Here is a 23,480-nt window from a genome sequence, read left to right as displayed (position 1 = left end):
AACCATGAAAAAAACGACCCTGGCACTTTTGATGACTGTCTTTACAGCAAGCACGTTGTTCTCTGGTGTTACTCAGGCTGATGGCCCTCCGGGACAGCCGTGGCAGCAACAGGGGGGTCACGACAGACAGGGTGATAACGGTCCTGGCCGTGGCCCGGATCGGGGACATGACGACAGGGGTGATTATCACCGCCATGACAGCCGTGGCCCGGATCGTCGTCACTTTGAAGAACGCGATCGTTTTGCCTGGCAGGGCCATGATTTCCGTCGTGGTCGTCCTCTGCCACCGGAATTCAGAGGGGATGGCTACCGCATCAATGACTGGCGCGAACGTGGTCTGCGTCAACCGCCTCGCGGTGAGCACTGGGCCTACATTGATGGCAACTATGTACTTATCGCGGCAGCGACCGGCGTGATAACTGCCATCCTGTTAAACAGCGTCTACAACTAATTCTCACTGCCGGCCTCTGCGGGGGCCGGCTCTTTATCATCCCCGTCAGACCTCATCTTTCCTTACCTTTTCCGCCGTTCTTGTTATTTATCCCGTTGAACCACCCGTTTCGAACCCGCTTTGCTGCCTGAATGCCCGACAGAACCATACTGTTGAATATTTGTGCAGGTACAGGTTCCGGCGTGCGTTTGCGAACAGATAGCCAATTCTGTGGTGGATAAGCGCTGTCGGTTACCGGGAAATGATACAGGCGGTAAAACGCTGGCCCGCAATGAGCCAGCGTTTAATGCGGGATTACTGGTGGGCAATAACTGAGGTGATGACGCCGGTTGCGACAGCAATCAGCACATAGTTACCGTCAACGTTCTGCCAGCGATGCCCCGGAGGCGGCGCTTTCAGCCCGTGTTTTTGCCAGTCGTTTACCCGGTAACCGTCGCCGCGATATCTGGCTTCCAGAGCATGGCCTTTGCGGAATTGTGGCTGGGGTTTACGATGCTGGGCCTGACGGCGATCGCCTTCATGTTGCGGTTGAGCGTTGTGTTGCGGCTGGTCATTGTGCCGATCGTTTTGCTGTTGCCCCTGTGGTGGGCGTTTAATCTGTTGCTGCTGGTCCTGACCGGGCTGTGGGCCTTCAGCAAAAGAGCTGAAGCTGGTTGATGCTAACAGCAGCGCACTGAGCGCAATAATGCCAGATTTTTTCATCTGATTTTTCCTGAAATGAACTCATTGTATTGATTGACGTTGTCAATTCTGGAGGCTGTAAACAGAAGGACAAGTCGGCTAAGGCTGATAATGCTGTTTTTAACGAAAAATTTACACTTTCATTGCAAAAGCAGACCGCCGCCTCCATGGTTACTGCCAGATGTGAGTGCGGCGACAGAGGGGCTGCCATCAGCGCACGGAAAAAGCCTGCTCCAGCATGATGCGTTGCTGCTCCCTGCTGTAAGTGACCAGCGAGTTTTTACTGTTTGAGCGCGCCAGAATCCAGTCAACTTCCGCTGCATCAAGTGCCGGTGCATCCAGCCAGAACGGTGTGACCGCCGTATCCTTCAGCCATTCTGCCAGCATTCTGGCCGGGGGAAGGGTAAAGCCGGGAAACAGTGCCGCAGCCAGATCGGCCATCAGCGCCTGTTGCTGCTGATTCTCTGTTTGATTGAGCAATTGCAGAAACGGTAGCAGCAGGCGGCCACAGACCTCACCGTGATGATAATCTTTAATGGCACCCAGCTCGCCCGCGATACCATGAATAACGCCCAGCCCTGCCATACTCAGGCTTTGCCCTCCCAGCCAGGATGCCAGCAGCATCTGTTCCCGGGCTTCATCACCCTGCGCATCCTGCCTGTCCAGATACGGCCAGCCACGAAAAAAGGCGCGCATGCCGTTTAATGCCGTCTGGCGGCTCAGCAAATTGCCTTTGCAGGATAGCCAGGCTTCAAAAAGATGGGTAAAGGCGTCAACAGCACAACAGACCAGCACCTGCAAAGGCGCTCCGCGAAGCAAATCAGCATCAAGAATGGCAATCTGTGGCACAAAATTGGGGTGGCGCAGCGAGGCTTTGACTTTATGCCCGGTTTTGTCAGTCACCACGGCGTTTTGCGTCACTTCACTGCCGGTCCCGGCAGTGGTAGGGATGGCAATCAGTGGCAGTGTTTCACCGCTCACCGGCGTATCCCCTACTTTTTCCAGATAGCGCAGGGTGTCAAGCGGATGCTGACTCATAGCGGCAAAGGCTTTGGCCGCATCGAGCACGCTGCCACCGCCAACAGCGACCACCCGACTGACCCTGCCTCGCCAGCGTGTCACCCAGGCATCAATTTCTGCGGGTGAGGCTTCGTGGCTGACGATTTCATGACCAACGAATTGCGCTTCCAGCCCGGACTTTTCCGCCTGCCATGCCGGGCCTTGCAGGAAGGAACGACCGCAGAACAGCAGCGTGGGCATGGGGGTATCAGCCAGCAGCGGCTGCAACTGCTTCAGGCTTCCCTGGCCAAAAAAGGTTTGTCGGTTAGCAATCATCTGGCTGGCAATCATATTTAATCCTTATTACAACGTGCGCGACGGACAACTGAAAGTGATCATCATATCCTGGGGAGCATTGATTATGCTGAAGCGGGTATCAGAAAGGCGCTGCACCAGCCAACCCTCTCTGGTCACTGCGGAAGGAATATATTTCTGTCGGTCAGAGGATTGCAGTGGACCGCTTTCCAGACGTAAATCGTCGGTTTCCACACTGAAAGAGCTGAACAGGTCGACGATTTTTCCGCTTACGGTTCCTCTGTTCTGGCCGGAGAGCGTCTGAACCTTGCCCTCGCAGACCATACTCTTTTTCCCGGACGAACAGCCTGCCAGGATCAACAGGGTGACAAGAGAGAGCACCACAGAGAGTACGGATTTTTTGCCATGCTGCCAGCGCATATAACGTCCTTATCATGATGGAAGTTCAGGGGAGCTGTTCCGTCCGACCCCGGCTTATCAGCAGCAAACAGGGCGGCCCCCGAAATCTGCTGATGTTAACAATGACCGATGGAACAGGGTCTAAGTATAGCCGGATCTTAACAAGTGCCGGTTCCTCTCTTAGCTCACCCGCCTGGTCTGCCCGGGTCATCAGATGTCGGGCAAGATGACCGGTTCTCTTTGCGACTGGGGATGTAAACTCACTGTTTTACCGCCGTGCAACCTGGGAAACGGCTGTTATCCGCACATAAATCAGGGCGATAGGGGTAATGTAGTGAGAGTATGATCAATTCGTGTCTTTCTGGTGAATCAATTCAGCAAATTCCGTAACAACAGTTCGCACAGGAATAATTGGGTGCTACAATCGCCGCCGTTTTTGCTACTTTCCGCTGTTCGATTTATCAAATGCAGTCGATTTTTCGCTGAAAATCACCTTATGCACATTTTTATTATGGTTAAGCGGCAAATCTGGCAACTGTTTATATACTTTGTTCTGCATTGATGCATTCGCGCTTCCCGGCGCGGCGTCCAGGCTGGGCAGGTGTTCTTCCGGACGTCAGGTTGAGAAGCTTTCTGGCGGTTAAACTTTATCAATCGAACCGATCCCGTGGACAACAAAACCTCTTTCTTACTGTTAACACCGCTGTTTCTCTTGCAGCCCTCAACGGCCTTTGCCCGTTCAGCCACTGTAGATACTTCTTCGCCGCAGGAGGGCTCGCTGATGGTCATCAGAGAGCGTAACGGCTTGTCGGAGCTGGACACACCTGCCGCTGTCAGCGTGGTCAATGGACAGGCTCTGCGCAGCAGCACGCCACAGATTAATTTGTCTGAGTCACTGGCCAGTGTGCCGGGTTTGCAGATTCAGAATCGCCAGAATTATGCCCAGGATCTGCAACTGTCGGTGCGAGGTTTTGGCAGTCGCGCCATGTATGGTGTTCGCGGCGTTCGTGTTTATGTTGATGGTATTCCGGCCACCATGCCAGATGGTCAGGGACAAACCTCAAACATCGATATCAACTCCATTGACCGGGTTGAAGTGCTGCGCGGACCTTATTCGGCGCTGTACGGCAACGCTTCCGGTGGCGTGGTGAACGTTGAAAGCGAAACCGGCAGCCAGCCTGCCACCCTGACCGCTGGCACCTACTACGGCAGCTATGGCAGCTGGCGTAACAGTGTAAAAGCCAGCGGTGCGACCGGTGACGGCAGCCATGCGGGTGATGTCAGTTACAACATTTCCGCTTCGCGCTTCACCACCCGTGGCTTTCGTGACCAGAGCGGTACGCAGAAAAACCTGGGCAACGGTAATTTCAGGGTGCGTATTGATGACGTCAGCACCCTGACGCTGATGTTTAACTCTGTTTCCGTCGATGCTAACGATCCGGGTGGACTGACCCGCGCCGAATGGCAGGCAAATCCACGTCAGTCGCCGCGTGGTTCGTTGTATAACACCCGCAAAAGTCTCGATCAGACGCAGGTTGGTCTGCGCTATCAGCGTGACCTGAGTGAGCAGGATCAGCTGACCCTGACCAGCTGGCATGGCGAGCGCCACACCACGCAGTACCAGTCCATCCCGCTCAGCACCCAGCGCAATCCGGCTTATCCGGGTGGGGTGATTGTGCTGGAGCGTAAATATTCCGGCGTGGATACGCGCTGGAAACATGATGACCAGCTTGGCTCCGTGCCATTCAGCCTGACCGCTGGCGTGGATTATGAAACCATGACCGAACGCCGCCAGGGTTTTCAGAACTTTGTGACGGTCAACGGCAGTACCGTGTTGGGTGAGAAGGGCGATTTACGGCGCAACGAAAAGAATCTGATGTGGAACCTCGACCCTTATCTGCAAACCAGCTGGAAACTGACGCCAAAATGGACGCTTGACGCCGGGATGCGCTACAGCACCGTCAGTTTTAATTCGACAGATTACTATGTCAATGCGGGCAACGGCGATGACAGCGGTAGCCGCCGCTACCATCAGTTGCTGCCGATGGGATCGCTGAACTACGCGCTGACCGATGCGTCGAACCTCTATTTTTCCGCCGGACGCGGTTTTGAAACCCCCACCATTAATGAACTCTCATACCGCTCCATCAGCGGCACCGCAACCGGCCTCAATCTGGGGCTGAAACCGGCGACCAGCGACACTGTTGAACTGGGCAGCAAGACCCGTGTCGGCTACGGGCTGTTTACTGCGGCGCTGTTCCAGACCAGTACCGATAACGAGCTGGTGGTGGCGGAGAGCAGTAATGGCCGTTCAGTGTACAAAAATGCCGGAAAAACCCGCCGTCGTGGGCTGGAACTGTCGCTAGATCAACAGTTTGCTGAAAACTGGCAGATGAAAATGGCCTGGACGCTGCTGGATGCAACCTACCGCAATCAAACCTGTAACGATGATGGCAGCTGTACGCCAGCGGGAAACCGGCTGCCCGGCGTGGCGCGCAATATGGGCTATGCCTCGTTGGGCTGGGCTTTGCCCGTTGGCTGGCATGCCGGGGCAGAAATGCGTTACATGAGCAGCATTGCCGCTGATGACGCCAACGACGCGAAAGCACCGTCTTATACCGTCACCAGTCTGAATGGCGGCTATCTTTTTAACTGGAACAAATGGTCGCTCGATACCTTCGCACGCGTGGACAATCTGTTCGATAAAGAATACGTCGGTTCAGTGATCGTCAACGAAGGGAATGGTCGTTATTACGAGCCGGCGCCGGGACGCAATTACGGTGTCGGGGCGACGCTGACTTACACTTTCTGAGTCAGCTGAGCGAAGAACGCCCTGATCGGCGGAGTCGGTCAGGCACAAAATACCGGGATGGATAATCAGTATGAAACCGGTTTTTAATACGATTCAACCTCAGCGCTGAATCGCAGACGTTAATTTTGGGGAAGGTTCAAACTATGCAAAGTAAAGCACCGGTATCACGAATTCTCGTGATCCTGACGGCTGTGTTTGCCGCACTCAGTGGGATATATCTGCTCGCTGGCGGTGTCTGGCTGGCAAAGCTGGGCGGCTCGTTTTATTACATCATCGCAGGTGTGGCTGAACTGATTGTTGCCTGGCTGCTGTTTCGTCGTCGCTCCTCTGCGCTGCTGCTATATGCGCTGTTTCTGCTGGCGACGCTGGTCTGGTCACTGTGGGAAGTGGGGCCTGATTTCTGGGCGCTGACGCCACGACTGGACGTGACATTCTTCCTCGGCCTGTGGCTGGTGCTGCCGTTTATCTACCGTGGCCTGTCTCAGGGAGCCTTCGCCCGTGGCGCGCTGAGCCTGGTGCTGGTGGTGACGGTAATTGCGCTGGCTTACTCGGTGTTCAACGATCCGCAGGAAATCAATGGTTCACTCAGCGCGCCGCAGGCAGCTGAAATCGGCAAATCTGCTGATGGTGTGGCGGCCGGGGACTGGCCTGCCTATGGTCGTACTCAGGGAGGGACGCGCTATTCGCCGCTGAGCCAGATTAACGACAAAAACGTCGGTCAGTTGCAGGAAGCCTGGACTTTCCGTACTGGCGACATGAAGCGCCCCAGCGATCCGGGTGAGATGACGGATGAGGTGACGCCGATTAAAATTGGTGATTCTCTCTATCTTTGTACGCCACACCAGATCCTGTTTGCGCTCGATGCTGCTACCGGCAAAGAGAAGTGGAAATTTGATCCTCAGCTGAAAACCGATCCTTCCTTCCAGCATGTTACCTGTCGTGGCGTCTCTTATCATGCCAGCCCTGACGCGGTAGCAACCTCTGCTGGTGGCAAGCCCGCACTCTGTTCACGCCGCGTATTCCTGCCGGTTAACGACGGCAACCTCTACGCGCTGGATGCAGAAACCGGCGCACTCTGCCCGGAGTTTGGTGACAACGGCAAACTGAACCTGCAACAGAACATGCCGAATGCGCGTGCCGGTGCTTATGAGCCAACCTCGCCACCGATCGTCACCGATAAGACCATCGTTATCGCGGGTGCGGTCACCGATAACTACTCAACCAAAGAACCCTCCGGGGTGATTCGCGGTTTCGATGTTAACAGCGGTAAGCTGCTGTGGGCATTTGATACCGGGGCTAAAGATCCAAACATCCTGCCGCAGGGTGAGCAGCAGTATACCGCCAACTCCCCGAATTCATGGGCACCGGCGGCTTATGATGCCCGGCTGGATCTGGTATACCTGCCGATTGGGGTAGCGACACCGGATATCTGGGGTGGCAACCGCACGCCAGAAATGGAGCGTTTTGCCAGTGGCCTGCTGGCGCTGAATGCCACCACCGGTAAACTGGCGTGGTTCTACCAGACGGTTCACCACGATCTGTGGGATATGGATGTACCGGCGCAGCCGACGCTGGCTGATATCACGGACCAGAATGGCAATACCGTACCGGTGGTCTATGTCCCGGCGAAAACCGGCAACATTTTTGTGCTGGACAGACGCACGGGTAAAACAGTCGTGCCTGCTCCGGAAACGCCAGTACCTCAGGGCGCGGCAAAGGGCGATCGTCTCTCTGCAACCCAGCCTTACTCGGAACTGACCTACCGTCCGAAGAAAAACCTCAGCGGCGCGGACATGTGGGGTGCCACGGTTTACGATCAGCTGGTCTGCCGGGTGATGTTCCACCGTCTGCGCTATGAAGGCCCGTTCACACCACCTTCAGAGCAGGGCACCCTGGTGTTCCCGGGAAATCTGGGCATGTTCGAGTGGGGCGGCATCTCTGTGGATACCGATCGTCAGATCGCGGTGACCAATCCTATGGCGCTGCCGTTCGTTTCACGTCTGATCCCGCGCGGCCCGAACAATCCGATGTGGCCGGATAAAAATGATAAAGGCGGCAGCGGCACGGAAACGGGTGTTCAGCCACAATATGGTGTGCCTTACGGCGTGACGCTCAACCCGTTCCTCTCTCCGCTGGGTTTACCTTGTAAGCAGCCATCATGGGGCTACATTTCCGCGGTTGATCTGAAAACCAACGATATTGTGTGGAAAAAACGTATCGGTACGGTACGTGACAGCTCACCGCTGCCACTGCCGTTTAAAATGGGGATGCCGATGCTGGGCGGACCGATCTCTACCGCAGGCAATGTGATGTTTATCGCAGCCACGGCAGATAACTACCTGCGTGCGTTCAACGTCACCGACGGCAAAGCCCTGTGGGAAGCCCGCCTGCCTGCGGGCGGTCAGTCAACGCCAATGACCTATGAAGTGAACGGCAAACAGTATGTGCTGATTGCTGCCGGTGGTCATGGCTCATTCGGGACCAAACTGGGCGATTACATTATTGCTTATGCCCTGCCTGACAATGCCGGGAAATAATCAACACCCACGGCACTGAGATGTGCCGATAAAGACAAAAGGGCAACCCTGATTCGGTTGCCCTTTTTTTGTGGAAAAAAACCGCGCAGATTTAATGTGCCGTAACTGAAACCGGCAGCCGGCGTCGCGAGGCTGAACAGGGCAATGGGCGCTGTCGATCAATCCGATTATTGCTCAGTGGGAAACGCCATTGCTCGGTAACTGTTAAAAAGTGAGTTTTTATTTACATTGTGATAAACATTTTTTTGACCGGTTTTCGTTACGTTGCCAGGCCAAAGTGAGGGCGGCTTTTTGCACCACGGAGCCGGGTTTTGCAGGGCAGTAACATTATTTGACAGCCGCATGGAGATAAACAAAAAAATAGTTTTTTTAAATCCTTGCTGATCAACAGATTAAATCTTCCTGGCCATTTTATGTTGCCATCTGAACGCGTTATGAACGGCACCGCTTAAATTCCGCTGATTTACTTTTATCTGCCTTCTCTTAATTTTCAATTAAGGAATATGCTCTATCGTTCATGAAATGTTGAATCAGCGCAGTTGACAACATGCCACAATGATTCGCGCCTGGCTGAAGCCAGAGATAACAAAAAGCGGGCCGCTAATAACATGAGGTTGTCACACGTTATTAAAGTGTTGCTGGTGCTATTTCAAAGGGTTATCTAAATAACCGGATGTGCAAATCGCACATTCTGTTAAAGTTGACTCAGGTGACTGTTTAAGGAAGTTTGATAATGTCCGAATTTCTCCCCTTTTCCCGCCCGGCAATGGGCGAAGCCGAACTGGCTGCGGTCAGTGAAGTACTTCGTTCCGGCTGGATTACCACTGGCCCGAAAAACCAACAGTTGGAAAAAGCATTTTGTGAACTCACTGGCAACCAACATGCAATAGCGGTCAGTTCGGCCACGGCCGGGATGCATGTTACTTTGATGGCGCTGGGCATTGGTGCCGGAGATGAAGTCATCTCTCCCTCACTGACCTGGGTTTCCACGCTGAATATGATTGCCTTGCTGGGCGCTGAGCCAGTAATGATCGATGTTGACCCTGATACCTTGATGGTCACGCCGGCGCTGATTGAAGCGGCGATTACTCCCCGGACCAAAGCGATTATTCCCGTGCATTATGCCGGAGCCCCGGCGGATATTGACGCTATTCATGAGCTGGGCAGGCGCTATGGCATCCCGGTCATTGATGACGCAGCCCATGCTACGGGCACGTATTATCAGGGGCGTCATGTCGGCGCGACGGGTACGGCCATCTTCTCCTTCCATGCCATTAAAAATATGACCTGTGCTGAAGGTGGCCTGGTGGTGACCGATGATGAATCACTGGCAAATCGTATTCGTAGCCTGAAGTTTCATGGACTGGGCGTTGACGCCTTTGACCGCCAGACGCACGGACGTGCGCCGCAGGCCGAAGTTATTACCCCGGGTTACAAATACAACCTGGCGGATATCAACGCGGCCATTGCCCTGGTGCAGTTGGATAAATTGTCAGAAATGAATGCCCGCCGCGAAGCGATTGCTCAGCGTTACCTGCGCGAGCTGGCGGACACGCCTTTCCTGCCGCTGGCTCAGCCATGCTGGCCGCATCAACATGCCTGGCATCTGTTTATCATCCGCGTTGACCCGCAACGCTGCGGGCTGAGCCGTGATGAACTGATGCAGGAGCTGAAAGCGCGCAATATCGGCACCGGATTGCACTTCCGCGCGGCCCACACCCAGAAATATTATCGCGAGCGTTTTCCTGCGCTGTCGTTACCGGCTACCGAGTGGAACTCGGCGCGTATTTGTTCCATCCCACTATTTCCTACAATGACCGATGAAGATGTCAGTCGCGTAATTGCTGCGCTGCATGATATCGCCGAGAAATTTCATGACTGCTGAACAGCCGATTAACAAAGTCTCCGTGGTAATCCCCGTTTACAACGAACAGGAAAGCCTGCCCGAATTGCTCCGTCGTACTGATGCTGCCTGCGCGCAGCTGCCGATGGATTACGAAATTCTGCTGGTTGATGACGGCAGCAGTGACAACTCTGCGGCGATGTTGACCACCGCCGCAGAAGAAGAGGGCAGCCATATCGTTGCCGTACTGCTCAATCGTAACTATGGTCAGCATTCGGCCATTATGGCGGGCTTCAGCCATGTCAGTGGGGATTTGATCATCACGCTGGATGCCGATTTACAAAATCCTCCGGAAGAGATCCCGCGTCTGGTTGCCACCGCGCAGGAAGGTTATGACGTGGTGGGCACCGTGCGTCAGAACCGGCAGGACAGCTGGTTCCGCAAGAAGGCTTCACGGCTAATCAACCACCTGATCCAGCGCACCACCGGCAAAGCTATGGGTGACTATGGCTGCATGTTACGTGCCTACCGTCGCCACATCATCGATGCCATGTTGCACTGCCACGAGCGCAGCACCTTTATTCCCATTCTGGCTAATACCTTTGCCCGCCGGGCGATTGAGATCCCGGTACTGCATGCGGAGCGCGAGTTTGGCGACTCAAAATACAGCCTGATGCGGCTGATTAATCTGATGTATGACCTGGTAACCTGTCTGACCACCACGCCGCTGCGGATGCTCAGCGTGGTGGGCAGCATGATCGCGCTGGCCGGGTTTGCGTTTTCTTTGTTGTTGATCGGTTTACGCCTGTTTTTGGGTCCGCAGTGGGCTGCTGATGGCGTATTCATGCTGTTTGCCGTGCTGTTTATCTTTATCGGTGCGCAATTTGTCGGTATGGGACTACTGGGGGAGTACATCGGCCGTATTTACAACGATGTTCGCGCCCGTCCCCGTTACTTTATTCAGCGTGTGATCAATTCTTCCCATCCCGTCTCCACTGAGGACGATAAATAATGAAAGCAGTTGTATTTGCCTATCACGATATGGGCTGCATTGGTATCAATGCACTGGTTAAGGCTGGCTATCAGATTGAGGCTATCTTCACCCACGCAGATTCTGCTGCGGAAAATCCTTTTTTTGCCTCCGTTGCCCGTACCGCTGCTGAGCTGGGCATTCCGGTTTTTGCGCCGGAAGACGTCAATCATCCATTGTGGATCGATCGCATTAAGGCGATGGCCCCTGAAGCGATCTTCTCCTTTTATTATCGTAACCTGTTGTGTGAAGAGATCCTCAGCTGCGCCTCTTCCGGGGCCTATAACCTGCATGGTTCACTGCTGCCAAAATACCGTGGTCGTGCGCCACTGAACTGGGTGTTGGTCAATGGTGAAAGCGAAACCGGCGTCACCCTTCACCGGATGACCGCGCGCGCTGACGCTGGCGACATCATGGCGCAGGAGCGGGTGGCGATCACCGCCGAAGATAACGCCCTGACGCTGCACCGCAAACTGAACGCCACCGCCGAACAACTGCTGGCTGACAGCCTGCCTGCTCTGAAGGCAGGCCAACTGAGCGGTAAAGCGCAGGACCACAGTCAGGCGACGGTAGTGGGTCGTCGCAAACCGGAAGATGGCCGTATCGACTGGTCACAGCCTGCTGAGGTAGTTAACAATCTGGTCCGTGCGGTGACTGAGCCGTGGCCGGGCGCTTTCGGCTACGTTTGCTCTGCAAAATTCCTCGTCTGGAAAGGTAAGGTTCGTCACGATCAGCCTGCGGCGAAAGCCGGGACGGTGCTGTCAGTCAGCCCGCTGATCGTCGCCTGTGGTCAGGGCGCGCTGGAGGTGGTGACCGGACAGAGTGAAAACGGTGTCTACATGCAGGGATCGCAACTGGCCCAGACGCTGGGTCTGGTCAGCGGTGCTCTGCTGAGAAATCAGCCGGTGACCGCCGTCAAACGTCGCACCCGCGTACTGATCCTCGGCGTTAATGGTTTTATCGGTAATCATCTGACCGAGCGCCTGCTTAAAGATGACAACTTCGATATTTACGGCCTGGACATCGGTTCTGACGCCATCAGCCGTTTTGTCGGTCATCCCCGTTTCCAGTTCGTGGAAGGCGATATCAGCATTCACTCCGAATGGATTGAGTATCACATTAAAAAATGCGATGTGATCCTGCCGCTGGTGGCGATTGCCACGCCAATCGAATATACCCGCAACCCGCTGCGCGTGTTTGAACTCGATTTTGAAGAGAATCTGAAGATCATCCGCGACTGCGTGAAATACAAAAAACGCATCATTTTCCCTTCCACCTCTGAAGTGTACGGCATGTGTACCGATCCGAACTTCGATGAGGACAGCTCCAACCTGGTGGTGGGGCCGATCAACAAGCAGCGCTGGATCTACTCCGTCTCCAAGCAATTGCTCGACAGGGTTATCTGGGCCTACGGTGACAAAGAGGGGCTGCGCTTCACCCTGTTCCGTCCGTTCAACTGGATGGGGCCGCGTCTGGATAACCTCAATGCCGCACGTATTGGCAGTTCACGCGCTATCACCCAACTGATCCTCAACCTGGTCGAAGGCTCACCGATAAAGCTTGTCGACGGCGGCAAACAGAAACGTTGCTTTACCGACATCAGCGACGGTGTGGAAGCACTGTTCCGCATTATTGAAAATAAAAACAATAACTGCGACGGCCAGATCATCAACATTGGCAACCCGGACAATGAAGCCAGTATCAAAGAGCTGGCTGAGCAGCTGCTGGCAAGCTTTGAACGTCACCCGCTGCGCAACCAGTTTCCACCGTTTGCCGGTTTCCGTGATGTCGAGAGCAGCAGCTATTACGGCAAAGGTTATCAGGACGTGGAGCACCGCAAACCGGCTATCCGCAATGCCCGTCGCCTGCTGAACTGGACGCCGGAGGTGACGATGGATAAAACCATCGACGCCACGCTGGACTTCTTCCTGCGTACCGTTGACGGGGTGGAAGAGAGCAAATGAGAAAAGTTGGCCTCCGTATAGATGTTGATACGTGGCGGGGCACCCGTGATGGGGTGCCAAAGCTGCTGGAAATCCTCAGTTTACATCGCACTCAGGCCACTTTTTTCTTCAGCGTCGGGCCGGATAACATGGGACGCCATTTATGGCGTCTGCTGAAGCCGAAATTCCTGTGGAAAATGTTGCGTTCCAATGCCGCCTCGCTGTACGGCTGGGATATCCTGCTGGCCGGTACTGCCTGGCCGGGGCGCAACATTGGCAAAGGGCTGGCAGAAATCATTAATGCCACGGTGGATCATCATGAAGTGGGCCTGCATGCCTGGGATCATTTTGCCTGGCAAACCTGGGCGGGCGTCTGGCCGCCGGAGCAGCTGACGCGCCAGATCCGACTGGGTCGCGATGCGCTGAGTGTCATCTCTGAACAGCCGGTCACCTGTTCTGCCGTTGCTGGCTGGCGGGCCGATCAGCGCACCGTTGATGCCAAAGAAGGTTTTCATTTCCACTACAACAGCGACTGCCGTGGCACTACGCCGTTTCTGCCGTTGTTAAGTGATGGCAGCACCGGCACGGTGCAAATCCCGGTAACCCTGCCGACCTGGGATGAAGTGGTCGGATCGACGGTCAGTAAAGAGGATTTTAACGCCTTTATCATCGACCAGATCCAGCAGGATCGCGGTACGCCGGTTTACACCATTCATGCGGAAGTGGAAGGGATTGTGATGAGCGATCTGTTCAGCGATCTGCTGACGCTGGCGGCGCAGGCGGATATTCAGTTCTGCCCGCTGAGCGAGCTGTTGCCTGAAGACCTGTCCAGCCTGCCGACAGGAAAAATAGTCCGGGGTAGTCTCCCTGGCCGTGAGGGATGGCTCGGATGCCAGCAATGAGTTGAGTAATTTTGTATGAAAATAATGAGAAATGGCTTTCTCCTTTTGCTGTTGTTTTCTCTTTACTATCTGATCCCATTAGAATTTCGCCATCTGTGGCAACCCGATGAAACCCGCTATGCGGAGATCAGTCGTGAGATGCTGGTCAGTGGAAACTGGGTGGTGCCGCACTTTTTCGACCTGCGCTATTTTGAAAAACCGGTAGCGGGTTACTGGATTAACAATCTCAGTCAGCTGATATTTGGCCACAACAACTTTGCGGTGCGTTTTGGCTCGGTGTTTTCCATCACACTGACGGCGCTGATGGTCTACTGGCTGACGCTGCGCATCTGGCGCGACCGGAACACCGCGCTGATGGCCGGGGTGATCTTCCTCACCAGCCTGCTGGTCTATGGCATAGGCAGCTATGCGGTGCTCGATCCGATGATCACCCTGTGGCTGGCGGCGGCGATGTGTGGCTACTGGCTGGCGGTCAATGCGCCGACCACCGGCAAAAAAGTGCTGGCCTGGCTGTTGATGGGCGTCGCCTGCGGCATGGGGTTTATGACCAAAGGGTTTCTGGCGCTGGCGGTGCCGGTGGTGGCGATCCTGCCCTGGGCTATCCACCAGAAGCGTTTTAAAGAGCTGCTGATGTTTGGTCCGCTGGCGGTAGTGGGCGCGGTGGCGATCAGTGCGCCCTGGGCGATTGCCATCGCACAGCGGGAGCCGGACTTCTGGCACTATTTCTTCTGGGTCGAGCATATCCAGCGCTTTGCTGAAGATAATGCCCAACACAAAGCGCCTTTCTGGTATTACCTGCCGATTCTGCTGCTGGGCTGCCTGCCCTGGCTGGCGATGCTGCCTGCCGCACTGCGGAACGGCTGGCGCGATCGGGATGAAAACAGCGGTAGCCTCTATCTGCTTTGTTGGGTGGTGATGCCGCTGCTGTTTTTCAGTATCGCCAAAGGCAAGCTGCCGACCTATATCCTGCCGTGCTTTGCGCCTCTTGCCGCGCTGCTGGCGCGTCAGGCGATGCAGCTGGTGTTGGTTAAAGGCAAAACGTTGCGGGTTAATGGCTGGATCAACCTGGTATTTGGCTTACTTTGCGTGGTCACCGTGGTTGTTGTCCTCGCGCCCTGGGGTGTTTCGAAGCATGCGCTTTATGGCTATCACGAAGTACTGAAAGTGGTGCTGGCCGGCGCGGCGTTTCTGGTGTGGGGACTGGGTGGTCTGCTGACGCTGAAAGCGCCGGAACAGCGCTGGAGCTGGGCCGCTTTTTGCCCGCTGGGGCTGGCGCTGGTGCTGGGACAGGTTATTCCGGACAGGGTGGTCGATTCTAAACAGCCGCAGGAGTTTATTCAGGGGATGAAAAGCAAAATCGGCTCAAGTCATTTCCTGCTGGCGAACAATCCGGGAATTGCGTCCGGGCTGGCGTGGGAACTGCAACGAAGCGATATTGTGCTCTATCAACAGCGCGGCGAAGTACAGTATGGCCTGAGCTATCCTGATGCAAAGGACAAATTTGTCTCTGATAGTGATTTCCCGCAGTGGCTGGAACAACATCGTCGCGAAGGTCAGGTGACGCTGGTTCTGCTGCTGTCGCGCGATGAAGTCAACAGCGGTAACGATCTGCCAAAGGCCGACTTCATTTATCGTCAGGGACGGCTGGTCATGTACCAGTACAACCAGACGCCATGAATATGCTGTTGATTGTGCTGGCCAGCCTGCTCAGCTGTGCCGGGCAGCTGTGCCAGAAACAGGCCGCTCACCACGGCCTGCTGAAGGGTAAAAAGCATCTGCTGTTCTGGCTGGCGATGAGTGTACTGCTGCTGGGCGTTGCCATGCTGGTGTGGCTGCGGGTGTTGCAGCATGTTCCGGTGGGTGTGGCTTACCCGATGCTCAGCCTGAATTTTATTCTGGTGGTCCTCGCGGCCCGCTGGCTATGGCAGGAGCCGGTCTCCCCGCGCCACTGGCTGGGTATTGGCCTGATTGTTGCCGGTGTGGCCGTGATGGGAGCGTACGCCTGATGGGGATGATTCTGGCACTATGCAGCGTGCTATTGGTCAGTGGCGCGCAGTTACTGATGCGCTGGTCAATGTTACATCTGCCCGCCATCAGTGAAGCGGGACTGTTTTTTCACGCCTTACTGGCGTTGTCACCGGCCGCTCTGGGATTAATCGCCGGGCTGGGTGCTTACGCGCTTTCCATGCTGTGCTGGTTGCTGGCGCTGCAACGCATCGCGCTGAGCAGAGCCTATCCGTTGCTCAGTCTGAGCTATGTGCTGGTCTGGGTTGCCGCACTCTATCTGCCCGGCCTGGACGAGCCTTTCCACTGGGGCAAGCTGGCGGGCGTGCTGTTGATCTTCTGCGGCCTGCTGCTGGTCTGCTGGCCTGAGGCGAGTAAAAAACGCTGAGTGGATCCTCGGTGCGGTTTTGGCCTGAATGGAAACGGACGGCAGTGACGTTAATTTTTGCTCGACGTCCCAGCCGCCTGCCCGCGAGTAAGCAGGCAGTCGATCACATTAAAAAAGAGGGATATCTTGCTAAAGGATTGTTTTATGAATTTAAGGATGATTGTCTTTGTATATAACTCAAGTCCACTCCTGGGAAGATCTCCCCCCATTACCGGCGGGATTTTTTCCTGGTTCAGCGAATCAAAATATATCAAGAAGCTCAATGAAGATATTATCAGCGCCCGATTGCCCTGGCAGGCGATTCTGGATCCGGGCGAGGCCGACAGTGAAGTAATAAAACAAATAGCGGATGTGATTGTTTGTGCGCCGGGTCTGAAATATCAATTTTTTAAAAATGGCTTTGATGGCGAGAAAATAATTTACCTGTCCACTATGGAATATGCAGCTTCAGACACGCAGCCTGTGCTCAAACTTATTCGGGCTTTATCGCGGTGATAACGCCACATCCTGAACCGCATTAAGCTGACTGTCATTATCCTTAACGAGTAGCGACCAACAGTGACCCCATTGCCAGCAAAAAAATCCCCGCTTTAATGTCTTGCTAAGTTTTCCCCGGCAGACTGACGCTATCTGAGTCTGACAGGAAATTCCACATGCCAGCCATGTCATCGGTTCACAGCGAACTGAGTAAAGTTCCGCAGGTCACGCTGTTTTTCTGGCTGATCAAAATGATGTCCACCACGGTGGGGGAAACGGCCGCCGACTATCTTAATTTTAACCCTGGCTTTGGTCTGGGCTTCACCTCGCTGGTGGCCGGGATACTGTTGGCGGTGGTGCTGGGGATGCAGATGCGCGCGCGTCACTCTGTCCCGGCCCTCTACTGGCTGACCGTGGTGCTGGTCAGCATCTTCGGCACGCTGGTCACCGATAATTTTACCGACTCACTGGGGATTCCGTTGGGCTACTCCACGCTGATGTTTGGTTCTGCCCTGATCCTGACCTTTATGCTCTGGCACCGCAGCGAAGGCACCCTGTCGATCCATTCCATCACCACACCTCTGCGCGAGGCCTTTTACTGGGCGGCGATCCTGTTCACCTTCGCGCTGGGCACCGCCGCGGGTGACTGGCTGTCAGAGGGGCTGAATCTGGGCTATCCGCTTTCGGCAATGGTGTTTGCCGTGGCGATAGCGCTGGTGGCGCTGGCCTGGTGGGGCTGCAAATGTAACGCGGTCGCCTGTTTCTGGCTGGCTTACATCCTGACCCGTCCGCTGGGCGCTTCAACCGGCGACCTGCTGGCCCAGCCGGTGGAGCAGGGAGGACTGGGCATCGGGATTGTCGAAATTAACGCCCTGTTTCTGCTGGCGATCGCCGGACTGGTGGCGTATCTCTCGCTGGCGGAGCGCAGCCGCCATTCCGTGTAACAGGGCAGGAGAACAGGATGCGGGTACTGTTAACTGAAGATGACGCCATGATCGGTGAAGCCGTGCGCGAAGCACTCAGAGCACAAAGCTATGCCGTTGACTGGGTAAAAAACGGCGATGAGGCGAATGCATCGCTGGCGGTGCAGCGCTATGACCTGGTGCTGCTGGATTTAGGCCTGCCCGGCCAGGATGGTTTCAGCGTGCTGGCAACCCTGCGCAACGGTGGGAATGAAGTTCCGCTGGTGATTATCACCGCCAGAGATGCGCTGGAAGACCGACTGCGCGGGCTGGATTCCGGCGCGGATGACTATGTGGTTAAGCCATTTGAAATGCGTGAGCTGCTGGCGCGTATTCGTGCGGTGCTGCGTCGTAAAGGCGGCATGTCCGGTCCGGTATTGAGTAACGGCATCATCAGCCTCGACCCTGCCAGCCATCAGGCGTTTACGGTGGATAAGGAGGAGGTATTTCGCCTCTCCAGGCGTGAATTCGCGCTGTTGCAGGCGTTACTGATTCGACCGGGAAAGCTGCTCTCGCGCAGTGAACTGGAAGAAAAAATCTATGGCTGGGGCGAAGAGATTGAAAGCAACGCGGTGGAGTTTTTCATCCATTCATTGCGCAAAAAGTTGGGTACAGAGGCAATCAAAAATGTCCGGGGCGTGGGATGGATGGTATCGGCAAACGCCTGAAAGAGTCGGTCCAGGCCCGACTGTCGTTCGGTTTGTGCAGCGCCATTATGCTGGTGGCACTGTTGACCGGCGGCATTGCTTTTTACTCTGCGCTGGATGAAGCGCATGAGTTACAGGACTCCTCGCTCAGTCAGATAGCCGAGCTGGCGAAAAATGGCGTACTGGCGGTGCGAGGCAGCAATCTTATTGGTCCCCCGATCCATGATGAGCGTGAGTCGCGGATCATCGTTCACTTTATGTTTGCGACCGGGCAACAGGGGCAAAAGGCGGAAGAAGGCTTTGTCCTGCCCTTTGCGTTGGCGGAAGGTTTCCATACGCTGCAAACCCATCATCATCTTTATCGGGTGCTGGTGCGTCAGCTGGATGCCGCCACCAAAGTTGCAGTGGCGCAGCGGGCTTCCGTACAGGATGAGGTGGCGATGTCGGGTGCGCTGCGCACCCTGCTGCCTTTTTTTGTTCTGGTGCCGGTACTGCTGGTGGTGGTGGCGGATTTGGTGAGAAAAATTTTTCGGCCGATCCAGCAGCTGGCGGTGGCGGTCCATCATCGCAGCGAGCTGGATACCACGCCGCTGACCACTGCCGGGATGCCGAAGGAGATTGTGCCTTTTACCCACGCTATTAACCGTTTGCTTGAGCGCGTTTCCCTTTCTGTGGAAGCACAACGACGCTTCGTTGCGGATGCGGCGCATGAACTGCGATCGCCACTGACCGCGCTGTCATTACAGGCTGAAAACCTGTCGGCAACCGCGCTGCCAGCGGAGAGCCAACGGCGGGTGATGCGTCTGCGTGAGGGCATTACCCGTGCCAAAAATCTGCTGGAACAGTTGCTGTCACTGGCCAGAGCGCAATCCCGTGAGACGCAGGCCGTCGCGCAGCGGCAGGTCGCGATTGATCGGCTGATAAGAGAAGTGATTGCCGATTTGCTGCCGCTGGCAGAAAAGAAAAACCTCGATCTGGGCATGTTGGAGAACAGTGAGATAGCGGTGGTGTGTCAACCGCTGGCGCTGGCTGGCGTGCTTAAAAATTTACTGGACAACGCCATTCGCTATACCCCTGAAAACGGACGTATCGACCTGCAGGTCCTCAGGGTTGACGGCCGGGTGGTGATAGAAATTGAGGATACCGGTCCGGGCATCCCGGCTGAAAAACGCCTGCGCGTATTTGATCCCTTCTACCGCATTGAGGGAAATGAAGCGACCGGGTCCGGGCTGGGATTATCCATTGTGCGCACGCTGCTGGACCGTATGCAGGGCGAAATTATACTACGTCCGGCAAAACGTGCACCCACCGGCCTGAATGTCAGAGTCACTCTCTGGCTGATGGCATCATCGTAAGGAGTGACCATGCTGTTACCACAAGCGGCCTGGGAAAAGGCCAACCTGCTGCTTTTCTCGCTGATTAATGCCCCGGCCAGTCCCGGAATGACCATGCTGGCACTGGGTAATCTCTTTGCCAATTGGGTGATTTTTCTCTTTCCTCTGCTGCTGCTGGCGCAGTGGTTTTTTGGCGCTGAGCAGGGTAAACGCCTGGCGTTGAATGCCTCAGTCAGCGTGGCGATAGCGCTGCTGTTCAATCTGGCAATCGGCCTGCTGTGGCAACATCCACGGCCTTTTATGGTCCCTGTCGGACACCATTTTCTGGCTCACAGTGCGGATCCTTCCTTTCCCAGCGACCATCTGTCGGTGGCTTTTGCCGTCAGCTTCAGCCTGCTGGCAACCAGCCGCTGGCTACAGGGCGGCACAGCACTGGTTTTAAGCCTGGGAATTGCCTGGGCTCGAATTTATCTGGGGGTGCATTTCCCGCTCGATATTCTGGGTTCAGCGGTGGTGGCCCTGATGGCGGTTTATCTCTGTCGACGAAATACCCGCCTGACCGACAGGGTTTATCTTTGCCTGATGACGATTTATCAGTGGCTGTTTTTACCGGCGATTAAAAAAGGCATATTCAGGTAACCATTAAATTCATTTTGTTACCATTTAATTCAGTCTGGCCCGGTTGAATTTATTCAACAGGGTGATGTTACTCTCCTCCGGCTAAAAAAGATGAAATAGCCTGGTGTTGTCGGTATATTTGCCCGCGATTCCTGCGTTCGTTTTTATGGAGAAATAACATGACCCTTCGTTACTGGCTGTTGTCAGCGCTGCTTGCCGTTTCGACGAGCTGCGCCGCAACCACCTGGCCCCTCGAAATTACCGATATGGATAATCAGAAGATTACCCTCAGCCACGAGCCTCAGCATATTATCCTGCAGGACGGGCGGGATATTCTCGCTCTGGCGCTGCTCGATCGGGAAAATCCATTTAAACGGCTGGTGGCATGGAATAACCTGCCCAAAAAACAGGACCCTCAGACCTGGGAAGTATTAAAGAAAACCTGGCCCGCCGCCGGTAAAATTATCGATATGGGCTTTAATGACCAGGGGCAGGTTAACCTGGAAAGCGTGATTGCCGAAAAGCCGGATTTGATGATTGCCCAGCTGCGCGCGAAGCCCGCGTTGCAACAAACCGGCGTGCTGACCACCCTGCAAAAGCTTAATATTCCGGTAGTTTTTATTGACTATGAACTGCACCCGGCGCAAAACACCGCCAACAGCATCACCTTACTGGGCGAGATCCTGAATCAGCAGGCACGGGCTAAAGCCTATACGGATTTCTATCATCAGCACTGGGATGCGCTGCAACAACAGATAGCCCAGGTTAAGCAGAAGCCCACGGTATTTATTGAGCCGATTGCGGGCAACAGTGATAACTGCTGCTTTACGCACGGACATAACGGCTGGGGTGGGCTGGTTGAAGCGGTTGGCGGTAAAAACATTGGCTCCAGCCTGTTGCCTGGCGCATCAGGTTTTGTGGCGCTGGAAAAAATTATCGCCATGAAGCCGGATGTTTATATTATGTCCGGCTCGGCGCGTCCGAATAAAAACGTGCTGCCGTTTGGTTATAATACTTCGCCTGACGCCGTGGCGGTGACCTTTAATAAACTAGTTGCCCGTAATGGTCTGCAACAAATTACGCCGGTAAAAGAGGGCAGGGTATATGGCGTTTACCACCATTTTTACAACCACCCTTATAATATTATTGGTATGGAAATTCTGGCGAAGGATCTTTATCCGGCACAGTTCAGCCATCTTAATTCCACCGCAGATTTTCACCAGATTATTTCCAGATTTACTCATCTGCCCGACGATAAGGTCATACTGAGTTATTCTGCACAGCAGAAATAACGGGCAGTGATTTTCCTGTTTAAAAGGCGACGGTTTGTCGCCTTATTGCGTTATTATCCACTGAATAATATTTCCTTCTGGCTGGATAAATCATGTCGCCTGTTTCGCCCCTGCTCGACGTGCAGGATATTTATTTTATGCAGGACGGTACAACCTTGTTGCAGCCGGTTTCACTGACCCTGAATGCCGGTGAATCTCTGCTGGTGACCGGTCCGTCAGGCAGTGGAAAAAGCACGTTGCTGAAAATCCTCGCCTCGCTGCTTGAACCCTCAGGCGGCCAGATCCTGTTTAAAGGCCAGCCGTCCGGCAGTATCAGGCCGGAGCATTATCGTCAGCGGGTTTCTTACTGTTTTCAGACGCCGGTGCTGTTTGGTGACACGGTATATGACAATCTGGCGTTGCCGTGGCAAATCCGCAAGAAAACGGTGGACAGCGCCAGAATTCGCTATGGCCTGCGGCAGATGGACCTGCCGGAAACCATTCTGGCAAAAAAACCAGAGCAGCTTTCCGGCGGCGAAAAACAGCGGGTGGGATTATTACGCAATCTGCAATTTTTACCTGATGTGCTGCTGCTGGATGAAATCACCAGCGCGCTGGATGAAGAGAACCGGCAACGAATTAATCAACTGATCGCCAGCCTGGCGGCGGAGCAGGGCGTGGCGACGGTCAGTATCAGTCATGATGTGGCGGAAATCCGCCAGGCAAAACGTTTGCTCACCTTACCTCAGCCCGGCGGGAGTCACATTGATGAATCAGCATAATATTACTGACAGCTCATTGCTGCTGTCGCTGCTGCTGGTGGTGGTGGCACTGCTGGTCAGCGGTAAAGAAAAACTGGGGCTGGAAAAAGACATCGTCTGGAGCGTAGCGCGGGCCGTGGTCCAGCTGGTGGTGGTTGGCTATGTGCTGAAAACCATTTTTGATTTGAACAATGCGTTACTGACGGTGCTGATGGTGCTGTTTATCTGTGTTAACGCGGCCATTAATGCCCGTAAGCGCAGCCGTAATATTGACCATGCTTTTATTCTGTCCTTTGTCGCTGTCACCCTCAGTACCACGCTGACGCTGACCATTCTGTTGGTCAGCGGCGCGATTGAATTTGTGCCAATGCAGGTGATCCCTGTCTCCGGCATGATAGCCGGAAATGCGATGGTGGCGGTGGGGCTCTGTTACAGCAATCTGAATCAGCGCTTTGCTGATAACCGGCAGAAAATTATGGAAATGCTCAGTCTGGGGGCGTCGGTGAGGGTGGCATCCGGCACCCTGGTGCGTGACAGCATTCGTGCGGCGATGATCCCAACCGTGGATGCCGCTAAAACAGTCGGACTGGTCAGTCTGCCGGGAATGATGTCCGGGTTGATTTTTGCCGGAATCGATCCGGTGAAGGCGATTAAATATCAGATCATGGTCACCTTTATGCTGCTCGGCACCGCCAGTTTCTCGACCATTATTGCCGGTTATCTGGCCTCGCGGCGTTTCTTTACCGCGCGGGCGCAGCTGAAACAGCAGCGTTAAGCAGGCCGACACCGCCTGCCGTGGGTTCAGCGGCGGTGTCGGTCAGCAGGCGACGTCAGGATTGATGGTACTCTGCTTTAGCCTGACTGTTGGCGTCACCGTCTTTACTGACCTTGTCGTGCGGCTGCTGATGCAGTTCATTTTGTGCCCCTTCTCCCAGGTCCCACGGATAATTCTCGTGCAGTTTATTGGGATTCGGATGCCAGCTGGCGGGCGTCAGCAGCCAGACGCTGGCGTTTTTTTCCACGCCAGCCACGGCGACTCCCTGGCTTAAAGCAAACAGAGAACAAGCGCCGAACAGAATCGAGAGGAGTGTACGTTTCATCATGGT

The 23,480-nt window shown here is 54.8% G+C and carries 22 protein-coding genes; 18 read left to right on the top strand and 4 right to left on the bottom strand.

Annotation, left to right across the window (positions count from 1 at the left end):
• Positions 1–4 precede the first annotated feature (4 nt).
• Positions 5–451 carry an RcnB family protein gene (locus BG55_RS21180; protein WP_034941809.1) on the top strand — a complete coding sequence of 149 codons (447 nt, stop codon included), beginning with the start codon at positions 5–7 and terminating at the stop codon, positions 449–451.
• A gap of 294 nt (positions 452–745) precedes the next feature.
• On the opposite strand, the gene BG55_RS21175 is transcribed toward BG55_RS21180, so the two are convergent.
• The 3 genes from BG55_RS21175 to BG55_RS21165 all read right to left on the bottom strand — a co-directional run bounded on the left by BG55_RS21175 (position 746) and on the right by BG55_RS21165 (position 2,866).
• Entirely contained in the window at positions 746–1,153 is a 408-nt protein-coding gene (locus tag BG55_RS21175; RefSeq protein WP_034941806.1) for an RcnB family protein, read from the bottom strand.
• Between the two features lie 189 nt (positions 1,154–1,342).
• Positions 1,343–2,482, bottom strand: coding sequence for an iron-containing alcohol dehydrogenase (locus BG55_RS21170; protein ID WP_034941804.1), 1,140 nt, complete (start codon positions 2,480–2,482; stop codon positions 1,343–1,345).
• Between the two features lie 12 nt (positions 2,483–2,494).
• Entirely contained in the window at positions 2,495–2,866 is a 372-nt protein-coding gene (locus BG55_RS21165; RefSeq protein ID WP_052018976.1) for a hypothetical protein, read from the bottom strand.
• A gap of 760 nt (positions 2,867–3,626) precedes the next feature.
• Here BG55_RS21165 and pqqU point away from each other — a divergent pair.
• The 17 genes from pqqU to fetB all read left to right on the top strand — a co-directional run bounded on the left by pqqU (position 3,627) and on the right by fetB (position 23,149).
• On the top strand, positions 3,627–5,657 hold the full coding sequence (gene pqqU, locus BG55_RS21160) for a TonB-dependent receptor PqqU (protein ID WP_052018977.1): 2,031 nt from the start codon (positions 3,627–3,629) through the stop codon (positions 5,655–5,657).
• 143 nt (positions 5,658–5,800) lie between these two features.
• Positions 5,801–8,194 carry a glucose/quinate/shikimate family membrane-bound PQQ-dependent dehydrogenase gene (locus tag BG55_RS21155; protein ID WP_034941799.1) on the top strand — a complete coding sequence of 798 codons (2,394 nt, stop codon included), beginning with the start codon at positions 5,801–5,803 and terminating at the stop codon, positions 8,192–8,194.
• 733 nt (positions 8,195–8,927) lie between these two features.
• Positions 8,928–10,079 (top strand): UDP-4-amino-4-deoxy-L-arabinose aminotransferase, encoded by a 1,152-nt coding sequence (gene arnB, locus BG55_RS21150; RefSeq protein ID WP_034941797.1) that lies wholly within the window; start codon positions 8,928–8,930, stop codon positions 10,077–10,079.
• Positions 10,069–11,049: an undecaprenyl-phosphate 4-deoxy-4-formamido-L-arabinose transferase gene (gene arnC, locus BG55_RS21145; RefSeq protein WP_034941794.1), complete on the top strand. Its 981-nt coding sequence runs from the start codon at positions 10,069–10,071 to the stop codon at positions 11,047–11,049. The genes arnB and arnC overlap by 11 nt, the downstream gene beginning before the upstream one ends.
• Complete coding sequence (arnA, locus tag BG55_RS21140) at positions 11,049–13,031, top strand: bifunctional UDP-4-amino-4-deoxy-L-arabinose formyltransferase/UDP-glucuronic acid oxidase ArnA (protein ID WP_034941792.1); 1,983 nt, start codon at positions 11,049–11,051, stop codon at positions 13,029–13,031. The genes arnC and arnA overlap by 1 nt, the downstream gene beginning before the upstream one ends.
• Positions 13,028–13,912: a 4-deoxy-4-formamido-L-arabinose-phosphoundecaprenol deformylase gene (gene arnD / locus BG55_RS21135; RefSeq protein ID WP_034941789.1), complete on the top strand. Its 885-nt coding sequence runs from the start codon at positions 13,028–13,030 to the stop codon at positions 13,910–13,912. Before arnA ends, arnD begins: the two co-directional genes overlap by 4 nt.
• A gap of 15 nt (positions 13,913–13,927) precedes the next feature.
• Positions 13,928–15,589, top strand: a complete 1,662-nt coding sequence (gene arnT, locus BG55_RS21130; RefSeq protein ID WP_034941787.1) for a lipid IV(A) 4-amino-4-deoxy-L-arabinosyltransferase — start codon at positions 13,928–13,930, stop codon at positions 15,587–15,589.
• On the top strand, positions 15,586–15,918 hold the full coding sequence (arnE, locus tag BG55_RS21125) for a 4-amino-4-deoxy-L-arabinose-phosphoundecaprenol flippase subunit ArnE (protein ID WP_034941785.1): 333 nt from the start codon (positions 15,586–15,588) through the stop codon (positions 15,916–15,918). Before arnT ends, arnE begins: the two co-directional genes overlap by 4 nt.
• Positions 15,918–16,304, top strand: coding sequence for a 4-amino-4-deoxy-L-arabinose-phosphoundecaprenol flippase subunit ArnF (gene arnF, locus BG55_RS21120; RefSeq protein WP_034941783.1), 387 nt, complete (start codon positions 15,918–15,920; stop codon positions 16,302–16,304). The genes arnE and arnF overlap by 1 nt, the downstream gene beginning before the upstream one ends.
• 144 nt (positions 16,305–16,448) lie before the next feature.
• Positions 16,449–16,799, top strand: a complete 351-nt coding sequence (locus BG55_RS21115) for a hypothetical protein (RefSeq protein ID WP_034941780.1) — start codon at positions 16,449–16,451, stop codon at positions 16,797–16,799.
• 158 nt (positions 16,800–16,957) lie between these two features.
• A complete protein-coding gene (locus BG55_RS21110; RefSeq protein WP_052018975.1) occupies positions 16,958–17,725 on the top strand; it encodes a COG4705 family protein in 768 nt (255 codons plus the stop codon).
• A gap of 17 nt (positions 17,726–17,742) precedes the next feature.
• On the top strand, positions 17,743–18,411 hold the full coding sequence (locus BG55_RS21105; protein ID WP_034941779.1) for a response regulator: 669 nt from the start codon (positions 17,743–17,745) through the stop codon (positions 18,409–18,411).
• On the top strand, positions 18,387–19,745 hold the full coding sequence (locus tag BG55_RS21100) for a sensor histidine kinase (protein WP_034941776.1): 1,359 nt from the start codon (positions 18,387–18,389) through the stop codon (positions 19,743–19,745). The genes BG55_RS21105 and BG55_RS21100 overlap by 25 nt, the downstream gene beginning before the upstream one ends.
• A gap of 9 nt (positions 19,746–19,754) precedes the next feature.
• Positions 19,755–20,363, top strand: a complete 609-nt coding sequence (locus BG55_RS21095) for an undecaprenyl-diphosphatase (RefSeq protein WP_052018974.1) — start codon at positions 19,755–19,757, stop codon at positions 20,361–20,363.
• A gap of 158 nt (positions 20,364–20,521) precedes the next feature.
• Entirely contained in the window at positions 20,522–21,634 is a 1,113-nt protein-coding gene (locus tag BG55_RS21090) for an ABC transporter substrate-binding protein (RefSeq protein ID WP_034941774.1), read from the top strand.
• 92 nt (positions 21,635–21,726) lie between these two features.
• On the top strand, positions 21,727–22,395 hold the full coding sequence (gene fetA, locus BG55_RS21085) for an iron efflux ABC transporter ATP-binding subunit FetA (protein WP_034941772.1): 669 nt from the start codon (positions 21,727–21,729) through the stop codon (positions 22,393–22,395).
• Entirely contained in the window at positions 22,382–23,149 is a 768-nt protein-coding gene (fetB, locus tag BG55_RS21080; RefSeq protein WP_034941767.1) for an iron efflux ABC transporter permease subunit FetB, read from the top strand. The genes fetA and fetB overlap by 14 nt, the downstream gene beginning before the upstream one ends.
• A 55-nt stretch (positions 23,150–23,204) precedes the next feature.
• Here the strand turns inward: fetB and BG55_RS21075 are convergent, their stop codons facing one another.
• A complete protein-coding gene (locus BG55_RS21075; RefSeq protein WP_034941765.1) occupies positions 23,205–23,474 on the bottom strand; it encodes a hypothetical protein in 270 nt (89 codons plus the stop codon).
• Positions 23,475–23,480: the final 6 nt, after the last annotated feature.

The organism is Erwinia mallotivora (assembly GCF_000590885.1).
GTDB classification, from domain to species: domain Bacteria; phylum Pseudomonadota; class Gammaproteobacteria; order Enterobacterales; family Enterobacteriaceae; genus Erwinia; species Erwinia mallotivora.
This window is presented reverse-complemented; position numbering and strand designations above follow the sequence as displayed.

Bases quoted from the DNA above. Each gene is read 5' to 3' on its own strand.
- BG55_RS21115 (WP_034941780.1), top strand. From the start codon at position 16,449: ATGAATTTAAGGATGATTGTCTTTGTATATAACTCAAGTCCACTCCTG.
- fetB (WP_034941767.1), top strand. From the start codon at position 22,382: ATGAATCAGCATAATATTACTGACAGCTCATTGCTGCTGTCGCTGCTG.
- BG55_RS21170 (WP_034941804.1), bottom strand. From the start codon at position 2,482: ATGATTGCCAGCCAGATGATTGCTAACCGACAAACCTTTTTTGGCCAG.
- BG55_RS21175 (WP_034941806.1), bottom strand. From the start codon at position 1,153: ATGAAAAAATCTGGCATTATTGCGCTCAGTGCGCTGCTGTTAGCATCA.
- arnC (WP_034941794.1), top strand. From the start codon at position 10,069: ATGACTGCTGAACAGCCGATTAACAAAGTCTCCGTGGTAATCCCCGTT.
- arnT (WP_034941787.1), top strand. From the start codon at position 13,928: ATGAAAATAATGAGAAATGGCTTTCTCCTTTTGCTGTTGTTTTCTCTT.
- arnD (WP_034941789.1), top strand. From the start codon at position 13,028: ATGAGAAAAGTTGGCCTCCGTATAGATGTTGATACGTGGCGGGGCACC.
- BG55_RS21110 (WP_052018975.1), top strand. From the start codon at position 16,958: ATGCCAGCCATGTCATCGGTTCACAGCGAACTGAGTAAAGTTCCGCAG.
- arnE (WP_034941785.1), top strand. From the start codon at position 15,586: ATGAATATGCTGTTGATTGTGCTGGCCAGCCTGCTCAGCTGTGCCGGG.
- pqqU (WP_052018977.1), top strand. From the start codon at position 3,627: ATGGTCATCAGAGAGCGTAACGGCTTGTCGGAGCTGGACACACCTGCC.
- BG55_RS21165 (WP_052018976.1), bottom strand. From the start codon at position 2,866: ATGCGCTGGCAGCATGGCAAAAAATCCGTACTCTCTGTGGTGCTCTCT.
- fetA (WP_034941772.1), top strand. From the start codon at position 21,727: ATGTCGCCTGTTTCGCCCCTGCTCGACGTGCAGGATATTTATTTTATG.
- BG55_RS21105 (WP_034941779.1), top strand. From the start codon at position 17,743: ATGCGGGTACTGTTAACTGAAGATGACGCCATGATCGGTGAAGCCGTG.
- BG55_RS21180 (WP_034941809.1), top strand. From the start codon at position 5: ATGAAAAAAACGACCCTGGCACTTTTGATGACTGTCTTTACAGCAAGC.
- BG55_RS21100 (WP_034941776.1), top strand. From the start codon at position 18,387: ATGGATGGTATCGGCAAACGCCTGAAAGAGTCGGTCCAGGCCCGACTG.
- BG55_RS21155 (WP_034941799.1), top strand. From the start codon at position 5,801: ATGCAAAGTAAAGCACCGGTATCACGAATTCTCGTGATCCTGACGGCT.
- BG55_RS21095 (WP_052018974.1), top strand. From the start codon at position 19,755: ATGCTGTTACCACAAGCGGCCTGGGAAAAGGCCAACCTGCTGCTTTTC.
- arnB (WP_034941797.1), top strand. From the start codon at position 8,928: ATGTCCGAATTTCTCCCCTTTTCCCGCCCGGCAATGGGCGAAGCCGAA.
- BG55_RS21075 (WP_034941765.1), bottom strand. From the start codon at position 23,474: ATGAAACGTACACTCCTCTCGATTCTGTTCGGCGCTTGTTCTCTGTTT.
- BG55_RS21090 (WP_034941774.1), top strand. From the start codon at position 20,522: ATGACCCTTCGTTACTGGCTGTTGTCAGCGCTGCTTGCCGTTTCGACG.
- arnF (WP_034941783.1), top strand. From the start codon at position 15,918: ATGGGGATGATTCTGGCACTATGCAGCGTGCTATTGGTCAGTGGCGCG.
- arnA (WP_034941792.1), top strand. From the start codon at position 11,049: ATGAAAGCAGTTGTATTTGCCTATCACGATATGGGCTGCATTGGTATC.